Source organism: Streptomyces sp. NBC_01476 (genome assembly GCF_036227265.1).
Taxonomy (GTDB): Bacteria; Actinomycetota; Actinomycetes; order Streptomycetales; family Streptomycetaceae; genus Actinacidiphila.
In genome coordinates this window covers 7012877-7022062 of the sequence record NZ_CP109446.1, presented here as the reverse complement: position 1 = coordinate 7022062, position 9186 = coordinate 7012877, and the positions used below count along the sequence as shown (strand labels likewise).

The 9186-nt window shown below is 68.5% G+C and carries 8 protein-coding genes; 2 read left to right on the top strand and 6 right to left on the bottom strand.

Features of this window, described 5'->3' with window-relative positions; genetic code table 11:
• Positions 1-14: 14 nt before the first annotated feature.
• Together OG552_RS30575 and OG552_RS30570 are read right to left on the bottom strand one after the other, a co-directional pair.
• Positions 15-461 (bottom strand): WXG100 family type VII secretion target, encoded by a 447-nt coding sequence (locus OG552_RS30575; protein ID WP_329138393.1) that lies wholly within the window; start codon positions 459-461, stop codon positions 15-17.
• A 6-nt stretch (positions 462-467) separates the two neighbouring features.
• A complete protein-coding gene (locus OG552_RS30570) occupies positions 468-2084 on the bottom strand; it encodes a WXG100 family type VII secretion target (protein ID WP_329138391.1) in 1617 nt (538 codons plus the stop codon).
• A gap of 186 nt (positions 2085-2270) precedes the next feature.
• Between OG552_RS30570 and OG552_RS30565 the strand changes: the two genes are divergently transcribed.
• Positions 2271-2939 carry a hypothetical protein gene (locus OG552_RS30565; protein WP_329138389.1) on the top strand — a complete coding sequence of 223 codons (669 nt, stop codon included), beginning with the start codon at positions 2271-2273 and terminating at the stop codon, positions 2937-2939.
• Positions 2940-3023: 84 nt separating this feature from the next.
• Here OG552_RS30565 and OG552_RS30560 read toward each other — a convergent pair whose 3' ends face one another.
• Together OG552_RS30560 and OG552_RS30555 are read right to left on the bottom strand one after the other, a co-directional pair.
• On the bottom strand, positions 3024-5729 hold the full coding sequence (locus tag OG552_RS30560; RefSeq protein ID WP_329138387.1) for a right-handed parallel beta-helix repeat-containing protein: 2706 nt from the start codon (positions 5727-5729) through the stop codon (positions 3024-3026).
• Positions 5726-6526 (bottom strand): hypothetical protein, encoded by an 801-nt coding sequence (locus OG552_RS30555; protein ID WP_329138385.1) that lies wholly within the window; start codon positions 6524-6526, stop codon positions 5726-5728. Before OG552_RS30555 ends, OG552_RS30560 begins: the two co-directional genes overlap by 4 nt.
• A gap of 230 nt (positions 6527-6756) precedes the next feature.
• Between OG552_RS30555 and OG552_RS30550 the strand changes: the two genes are divergently transcribed.
• A complete protein-coding gene (locus tag OG552_RS30550; protein ID WP_329138383.1) occupies positions 6757-7425 on the top strand; it encodes a response regulator transcription factor in 669 nt (222 codons plus the stop codon).
• Between the two features lie 22 nt (positions 7426-7447).
• On the opposite strand, the gene OG552_RS30545 is transcribed toward OG552_RS30550, so the two are convergent.
• Both OG552_RS30545 and OG552_RS30540 read right to left on the bottom strand, forming a co-directional pair.
• On the bottom strand, positions 7448-8842 hold the full coding sequence (locus tag OG552_RS30545) for an EsaB/YukD family protein (protein WP_329138381.1): 1395 nt from the start codon (positions 8840-8842) through the stop codon (positions 7448-7450).
• A gap of 24 nt (positions 8843-8866) precedes the next feature.
• Positions 8867-9184 carry a WXG100 family type VII secretion target gene (locus OG552_RS30540; protein WP_329138379.1) on the bottom strand — a complete coding sequence of 106 codons (318 nt, stop codon included), beginning with the start codon at positions 9182-9184 and terminating at the stop codon, positions 8867-8869.
• Between the last annotated feature and the right edge of the window lie 2 nt (positions 9185-9186).

Genomic DNA, 9186 nt, shown 5'->3' with positions numbered 1-9186 from the left:
GTCTCAGCGCAGCCTCAGAATATCTCGTTGACCGTGGTCGTGTGATAGTTCGGGATGGGTGTTCCCCTGGCCTCGTCGATCTGGTTGCCGCCGCCGCTCGACGAATTCAGCAGACCCTTTTCGAACGAGTTGAACATGTCGGCGATACCGGCCTCGACGTGACTGTAGTTCGAGGCGGCTTGAGCGACTCCGCCGGCCAGGATGTTCAAGGCTCCGGTGCTCGGGTCGGCCTGAGTGCCGTAAAGCTTGGTCTGAACAGCATCCCAGCGCTGCTGGTAGTCGGTCGCCGTGCCGGCCGAGTCACCGGTCCACGCGAGTTTGAGGGCGTTCAGTGAATTGATGATGTCGGTCAGCGCATTGAGGATGTCGTGGCTCGCCGTGTCGAGGGTGTGCCTGCAGGTGTCCAAGGCATACGGATCCACCCTGATCACAGCCGAATCCCAGTTGGCGGGAAGTGCCATGGCGTATCAACTCCCGGTGGAGTTCTTGGTATTGGCGTGTTCTGCCTGTACGTAGTTGTCGTAGCTCATTTTCATACGGTTGATCACGTCCCTGAGGAGACCTCGGGTGGACGCCATCGCGTCATTGGCTTTTTTGGACGCGTCCGCGAAAGAGTCTCCTGCGGGTGACGACCACGACGCCTCGATCGCTGCGTACTGTCCGGTGATCGCTTGGCAGTAACCATTGACGTCTTCGGCCCTCCGCGAGACCAGCCCCATGGCGTCGGAGAGAGCCTGTAGGTCGATGCGCCACGAGTCGGCGGTCATGATGGTCTGCCCGTTGGGCAGCAGATACGAACCGTCGGGCTGCTTGGTGACGGGGGTGATGCCGTTGTCATCGATGGAGTAGGTTCCGCCGCTGTTCGCGGTGAAGATGCCGGTCGCGGGGTCCGTGCTGCCGTTCAGCACCGTGCCGTTCGCCAGGACGACGGTGGAACCGTCGGCGGTGACGAAGTCACCGCCGTCCTGGTGTCCGTAGAGCACCGTGCCGTCGGGGAGCGTGTGGGTCGAACCACCGGGGATGAATTGGCCGCTCGGGCTGGTGATCCCCTTCTCCGTCTTACCGGACGAATCGATGTACGTCTTCCCGTCGGACGACAGCCACCCGTCCTTGGTGTCACTCCCCCACACCTGCTGACCGTCGACGTCCCGCTGATACTCAAACGCACCATCAGGAGTCGTCCGCCCGTACTCCACCACACCCGACGGCAGAACCAACATCGTCCCGTCCTCCGACAGGAACGACCCGTCCTTCCCCACACTCCCGTACACCTGCCGGCCATCGACCGTCCGTACCGCGCCATTGGGCAGGAACAAACCATCCGGCGCCGTCAGGCCATGCTGAACCTCACCCGTGGACCCGTCGACATACGTCTTCCCGTCGGACGACAGCCACCCGTCCTTGGTGTCACTCCCCCACACCTGCTGACCATCAACAGTCCGCTGATACTCGAACGCACCATCAGGAGTCGTCCGCCCATGCTCCACCACACCCGACGGCAGAACCGTGAGCGTCCCGTCCTCCGAACGGAACGACCCGTCCTTCCCCACACTCCCGTACACCTGCCGGCCATCGACCGTCCGCACTTCACCATTGGGCAGGAACAAACCATCCGGCGCCGTCAGGCCATGCTGAACCTCACCCGTGGACCCGTCGACATACGTCTTCCCGTCGGACGACAGCCACCCGTCCTTGGTGTCACTCCCCCACACCTGCTGACCATCAACAGTCCGCTGATACTCGAACGCACCATCAGGAGTCGTCCGCCCATGCTCCACCACACCCGACGGCAGAACCGTGAGCGTCCCGTCCTCGGAACGGAACGACCCGTCCGACAGCACACTCCCGTACACCTGCTGACCATCGACCGTCCGCACCACACCATTCGGCAGGAACGAACCATCCGGCGCCGTCAAACCGTGCTCCACCACACCCGCCGGCGACACATACGTCCTGCCGTCGTCCGAGACGAACCCACCGTCCGTCGTCGCATGCCCCGACAGCGGCCGGCCGTCGACCACCCGCTGCTCCGAACCATTACCCTGCGACCCCTGTTGGGCCCCGGCGTTCTCCGGCGTCGTCACTGGCTCACCCCAATCGTCGCCCAGCTCACCACGGTAGGGAGCGACGAACCCCGTCGGCAGATCCCAGTTCCGGGCGCCAGTCCCAGTCCAGGAAGATGGACATCGACGGACGGCCGGCGGGCACGACAGGATCTGAGCTGAGAAACTCTGTCGGCTCTGAGACGTCCACCGAGAGCGAGGGATCCGATGGTCGATCCGATCAAGTCGAAACACCAGGCCGAGCCGTGGCAGCCCAACGTCGACCCGTCCTCCAAGGGCAAGAAGGACCAGCAGACCGCCGCCAACGATTACGACGCGATCTACGGGGGCTCGCCGACCAAGATCAAGGACGACGGGTCCAAGACCGACAACGGCACGGTCGTCGCCATGCCTGACCTGACCGACGCCTACAGCACGGCGCCCGACTTCGTGCCGAGCCAGTCCCCCAACTCGTCGGGCACCCCCTCGGACGGACTGCCCGGTGGCTCGTTCTCCATCGACCTCGGGGCGTTGAGGACGGCGGAGCAGGCGTGCATGACCGCGACGCAGACGTCCACCCATGGCTACGAGGCCGTGCTGAAGACCGTCCGGAGCGCGATCAACAATCCCAACCTCTTCGGGCAGAACGTCGGGCACTGGGAAACGAAGCACGGAAAGGCCGCCGCTGAGACCGGCACCGACCACCCCATATGGCACCTCAACGAGCTCGACTCCGAGGCCAAAGCCTTCGGTGACGCCATCAACCCCCAGCTGTCCAAGCTGATGGTGGCCGGTGCGGGCGCGATCGAGGTCATGGGTGCGTTCACCGCGCTGCTCAACAACGCCGGGCAGATGTACACCTACACCGACTCCAACTCGGTGTTCCCCGGGTCGTAGCGTGGCCCGCGCGGTGCCGCCTGCCCCGGATTCCCGGCGCAGGCGGCGTTGTTGTCTCTCCCGGTTGTCTCTCCCGCTGTCCCCTCACTTCACCGGCGGCAGGTCCTCCGGGAGCAGGGTCACCAGGTCCTCGGTCGTCGGCGCGATGAGGTCGACCACCCGCTGGGCGTGCCTCTCGGTCATCCGCTGGAAGGTCTGCCGGGCGGTACGGCCGTTGCCGAACCGGTCGTCGCGCACCAGCGAGGCGAAGTAGTCGAGCAGCGCGACCAGGGTGTCCTCGGGCAGCTCGTACTCGTGCTGCCGCGCGTTCCACTCGACGATCTGGGACAGCTCCTCGCCGTCGTAGTCGTCGAAGACCAGGGTCCGGGTGAACCGTGACGCCAGGCCCGGGTTGGCGTCGACGAAACCCTCCATCTCGTCGGGGTACCCGGCGACGATGACCACCACGTCGTCGCGGTAGTCCTCCATCAGTTTGACCAGGGTGGAGATGGCCTCCTTCCCGTAGTCGGCGCTCTGGCCGCCGGGGGTGAGCGCGTACGCCTCGTCGATGAACAGCACCCCGCCCAGCGCGCGCCGGAAAATGGCGGTGGTCTTGGGCGCGGTGTGCCCGACGTACTCACCGACCAGGGAGCCGCGGTCCGCCTCCACCAGGTGCCCCCGGGAGAGCAGCCCCACCGCGGCGAGGATACGGCCGTAGAGCCGGGCGACGGTGGTCTTGCCGGTGCCGCTGTTGCCCGCGAAGACCAGGTGCCGACTGAGCGGCGGCGCGGCGAGCCCGGCCTCGGTCCGCTGCCGGACCATCTGCATCACCTTGACCATGGTGCTGACGTCGGTCTTGACGCCCTCCAGACCGACCAGGCCATGCAACTCGTCCAGCACCTCGGTGAGGCTCTCGGCCGAGTCCGACGCGGTCTGCCCGGCACCCGCTGCCGTCGCCGGCACACCGGGAGCGGGACCTCCCGGCCCCGGAGCTCCCGCCACGGCTCCCCACGGTACGGACACGGCGGTGGCGTCCTCGGGCAGGGTGGGCACCTTCACGTCCTGGCTCCGACAGGATTCGACGGTCGCCGCCGCGTCCTCCTCCATCTTCAGGTCCTCGTCCATGTCGTGGAAGAAGCAGCCGCGCAGCAAGGGCGCGGCCTCGCTGCCCACGTATACGGCGGGGTAGCCGGTCGCGCCGATGTCGCAGTTCTCGAAGCGCCCGGCGCCGCTCGCGGCGACGTACAGGCCGTTCTTCGCGGTACGGGCGATGGCGACACCGCGGACCCGTGGGGCGGCGTCGGCCTGCACCACCAGGCCGGTGCCCTTGGTGTCGGTGATGGAGCAGTCGGTGAGCCACGCCGCGGCACTCTCCCGGATGAAGACGCCGGTCGCGCCCGTATCGCTGATCCGGGTGTCCGTGACGATTCCGGCGGCGGCGATGTCCAGGCCCACTCCGGTGCAGGAGGTGATGTCGCAGTCGTCGATCAGCGGGCGGTGGTCCGTGCTCAGCCTGACGCCGGTCGCCACTTTGGAGATGATGCAGTTCCGTGCCGCCAGGTCGCCTCCGTCGACCGAGATGCCACAGAGCGCGGCGTCGCCGATCTCGACACCCGTCAGGGTCATCAACGCGTCCCCGGTGATGTGCAGTCCGTGTTCGGGGGTGCCCCGGACCTGGCTGTCGCGGAGCGTCACCCGGCTGGTGCCGCCGGCGTGGACGGCCGTGTAGGTGGCGTCGGTGACCGCGCAGCCGACAAGGGTCAGCTCCGCGGCGTCCGACACGTAGACGCCGTTGGCTCCCGAGCGCGCGAACCCGCCCGCGCGGACGTCGACCCGCGCCTCGCCGCGCGCCGCGAGTCCGGAGCCGGCCGTGTCGGTGGTGGTGGTGTCCTCCAGCCGCATCCGGCTCGACTCACCGGCGACGATCCCGGCGGCCTTGATGTCGCTGACCCGGCAGCCGACGAAGGAGGTGACGGCCCGTCCGGTGACGTGCACCCCGTCCTGTGCCGTGCGGGCGATCTCGCAGCCGCGCAGCGAGACCCCGAACTCCCCTCCGGCCGACGGGCCTTCGTCCGCGGTCTGCTCGGCGACGGTCCCGTTGACCACCTCGGATCCGGCGGTTCCGGTGACGAGCACCCCGCCGGCCGCGCTGTCGCTGATGTGGCAGCCGCGCAGCAGGGGACGGGCGCTGCCGTCCACCGCGACGGCCGTCACACCTGTGTGGGTGACGGCGCAGTTGTCGAAGGTGCCGCGGGCCGAGCCGGTGACGCGGATGCCGTGGCCCCCGGTCCGCGTGACCGTCACCCGGTTCAGCGACGGCGCGGCGCCGTGGTCCACCAGGATTCCCACGGCGTCCACGTCGGCGATGGTCGTGCTCTCGACGACCGACCGGCTGTCGCCAGCGAGGTAGAGGCCGATCTGGCCGGTGTGGTGGAGTTCGCAGTCCCGGATGACGGGCGTCGCGGTCCCGCTGACCTGTACGCCGCCACCGGTGATCTCACAGTCGACGATCAGTACCGAACCGGCGGTGACCGAGACGGCCGGTTCGCCGCCGCTGCCCTCGAGTACCAGACCCCGCACCGTGCCGCCCGCGCCGTGCACGGCGAGCGCGGGTCCGCGTACGCCGACGACGCGCACCGAGGAGGCACCCTTCTCAGCGACCAGCGTCACATCCCGGTCCAGGACGACGCACTCCGTGTAGGTGCCCGCCTGGATGGACACCACAGCGCCCGGTTCCGCCTCACGCACGGCCGCGGTGATCGTCCGGTACGTCCCCCAGCCGCGGGCGGCCACCCGCATCCCGGCCGTCATGTGGACAGACAGGTGAGCCGGATCTGGGCGGCGGCGACGTGGGCGTCCGCGTTCTTGGAACCGTGCTTGGAGCCCGCGTCGACCATCTTCACCGTGACCTTGCCGGTCGCGACGGTGAAGGGGGTTCCCTCGTTCCACCGGCCCTGTTTGGACACCTGGTTGACCAGATATCCGCCCAACGAGTCCATCTTCGCGCCGTACGAGTAGTCGGTCCCGTAGTAGTAGAAGTAGGCGGGGTCGCCTCCGACGGACGAGCGCGCCGAGTTTTCAGGCACATAAGTGGACAGCCGGCAAGAGGCGTGGCTGAACGTGGCACTGAAGTCGAACTTCCACAGCGCCAGGCGGCTGTCGTTGTAGCCGGTCCCCTGACCCGAGACCGGGATGGAGATGTACCCGCCGGAACATCCGTCGCCCAGGTAACCGCCCTGGGACGAGGTGGTCCAGCCCGTCGTACCGTCGCCGTTGGTTCCCGTGTAGTACCCGTACACCGCGAAGCTGCTGGTGCCGTCGGCAGCGTTGGTACAGCTCGGGCCCGCGATGGTGGACCACTTCTGCCCCGACGGCGGGACCAGGGGGCCGGTCGTCGGCGTAGGGCTGGGTGTGATGGGCGCGAGGGCGCTCGGTTGCGCCGCCGCGCCACCGCCGAGGGCGCCGTTCGCGAACGCGCCGAGGGCCGTGGCCAGGAATACGGCGATGCCGATGACCAGCATGCGTCGTCCCGCCCGGCCCTGCGGGTCGTCGGGCCGCACGGCGTCGGCGAATGCGGAGTGGAATCCGCGCCAGTCCTCGTCGATCATGCGGGGGTAACGCTCCTTGTCGGTATCGGGTGGGAATCGCGCGGACCGCCGGCCGGCCGCCGCCGGCGAGAGCGCTCAAGGGCGATCGGGCCGCCAGGGCCTGTCGTGGCCGGAGGCCGGTGAGGTCTGAGTGAACCAGCGGGCGTCCGGCACCGTAAGCGGATTGAGGCCATCAGGAACACCTGGGCCCGTCCCCACGACCGATTTTCGGCAGGAGCGCGATGCACCGCATGACGGAGATTGCCATCGTTGAACATCACAGTCTGGTCCGCCGGGGTCTGCAGAGCCTGATCGTGGCGAATCGACAGGTCAACCTCGCCACGGTCACACAGGAGCCCACGCAACTGGACCCCGGCGGCGAGCACTTCGACGCGATCCTCTACGGGCCGTCCCCGCAGGCCGAGGACACCCTCGCCGAGTCGATCGGCCTTCTCGCGAAAAGCGGCCGGGTGCTGATCATCGCGGACTTCTGGGACCGGCAGACGGTGACCGAGGCCGTACGCGCCGGTGCCTTCGGCTGTGTGACCCGGCAGTCCGACGACGAGGAGATGCTGCGAGCGGTCGATACGGTGACCCGCGGCGGCCTCTACCTCTCGCCCGGTCTGGCCACACGCCTCCACGTCGAGCTGCGCGAACCCACGGACGCGCCGCCCGCCCTCGCCCGCCGCGAGATAGAGACGCTGCGCCGGCTCGCGGAGGGCTTGACGCACGGTCAGATCGCCCGCCGGATGGGCCTGACCGAGGCCACGGTCAATACCTACGTCAAGCGGATCCGCAACAAGTTGAACGTCGGGAACAAGGCGGACCTCACCCGGAAGGCCATTGAGCTGGGCCTGCTCAGGGAAGGACTTCGGCTGGAGAGCGCCCGGGACCACTCGCATGTCCCGCCCGCCACGTAGGAGTCCGGTCACTTTTCGCGCCTTATACGTGGTGGCCGAGTTGGACGAAGTGGCCGAAGGCACCGAAGAGGGCCACGACCAGAGTGACGCCGGCCCCGCCCAGTACCGAACCCGCCGGGGTCAGCCACCGCGGGCGCGCCATGGAGGGCAGCCCCGGGCGGCGCATCAGGCGCCGGAACCCGTAGATCAGCAGGGCAGCGGCGATCACAAAGGCACTGGTCGGCGCGACCCACCCGCCCCAGCCGAGACGGTCAGGTCCAAGGATCACCAGGGTGAACAGACCGGCCGCACTCGCGAACGCGACCGGCACGACTTCGGCCGCCAGTTGGCCCGCCCCCGCGCGCAGCAGCAGCCCGAGCCCGAGGCAGCCGACCGCCGCGCCGGCGTACCAGGACGGCGCAGCCGCCAGCGCCACCAGCGCGAGCGCGAGCACCGCGCAGAGTGCGCCGTTCCACACGATCAGCAGACGGGTGGCGTGCCGTACCGCCGCCTCCACCAGGCCATCCGGCTCGACCGGTGCCCGCATCTCAGCACGCCGGTGGGCGAAGGCCACCAACCCGCTCACGGTCCTCGGCACGATCGTCAGCAGCCAGAAGGCCACCACCGCGACAACACCGGCCGACTCGGTCAGGTCCGCCCGCAGCAGTCCCAGTCCGATGCCGAGCACCGCGGCGACCAGCGCCGCCAGCGACACGCCGCTCGTGGCCACCCCGGGAGCGGCGACCATCGCGAGCAGCGCGCCGACCAGCGAACCGGTGGTGAGAGCCGCCGCCGTCAGTCCCGCCTCGGTCACAGACCCGTGCCCGCCGCCCGATTGACCGCCGTCGTAGCCGGTCGCCGGCATCCACGCGGCGATCGCCAGAACCGGCACCGCACACAGTGCGATCGCGGTACGCAACCGAGCCGGGATGGGCCATCCCCGCTCCCCCGCCACCCAGGCCAGGGCGGGCAGCACCAGGCCGACCGCCAGTCCGGCGTCGGCGAGGACGCCGGCGCTGAGCTGGAGCAGTACCGCGAGCACCAGCAGGGTGGCGACAAGCCAGGCCAGCCCGGAGAGCAGCACGGTGACCGTCCGGGTACGGTCGTTCCAGGGGGTGTCGAGAGCCTCTGCGGTGACCTCGGCGACCCGCTCTCCGACGTCGTGCACGACCGGATCGGCGTACTCGTCCGCGATGACGTCACGCAGGTAGAAGACCTGGCCGTCGACAATTCCCAGCTCGGCCAGCGACCACTCGGGGGCGATCGGCCCACCGACGAGGGTGGCCAGGGTCCACGCCGACGGCATGACGTCCGAATCGTTCTGCTCGCACATGCGGGCCAGAGTGTGGACGTAGGTCATGATCGGAGCGCCGGCGGGTACGGTCAGGTCAACCTGCCGACGCTCGCCCACCACCGTGATGCGGCATTTCTCGTCCACTGTGACGGGTTCCTCAGATCCGGGTCAGGAGCCTGTACGCCAGGTCTTGACGTTCGACCACTCGGCCTCGGAGTAGTTGTTCCAGTTGACGTTCATCGCACGGGCGATCTCGCCCAGTACGCCGTAGGGGCCGAACAGCCCCTCGGCGGCGTAGTTCCACTCTTCCTGCAGGCCCCCGTAGTAGCCGGCGGCCGGACCGGTCCAGGTCGCCTGGAGTGGTTCGAGCAGGCCGATGAGTTTGTTCAGTTCGTCGGCGATGCCCTGGGAGGCGTTGTTGATCCATTGGCCGGCACCCTCAAGGTCTGCCTGCACCATAAGGCTCGCGCCATCGATGTTCGTCATGA

Bases quoted from the DNA above. Each gene is read 5' to 3' on its own strand.
- OG552_RS30565 (WP_329138389.1), top strand. From the start codon at position 2,271: ATGGTCGATCCGATCAAGTCGAAACACCAGGCCGAGCCGTGGCAGCCC.
- OG552_RS30540 (WP_329138379.1), bottom strand. From the start codon at position 9,184: ATGACGAACATCGATGGCGCGAGCCTTATGGTGCAGGCAGACCTTGAG.
- OG552_RS30550 (WP_329138383.1), top strand. From the start codon at position 6,757: ATGACGGAGATTGCCATCGTTGAACATCACAGTCTGGTCCGCCGGGGT.
- OG552_RS30555 (WP_329138385.1), bottom strand. From the start codon at position 6,526: ATGATCGACGAGGACTGGCGCGGATTCCACTCCGCATTCGCCGACGCC.
- OG552_RS30575 (WP_329138393.1), bottom strand. From the start codon at position 461: ATGGCACTTCCCGCCAACTGGGATTCGGCTGTGATCAGGGTGGATCCG.
- OG552_RS30560 (WP_329138387.1), bottom strand. From the start codon at position 5,729: ATGACGGCCGGGATGCGGGTGGCCGCCCGCGGCTGGGGGACGTACCGG.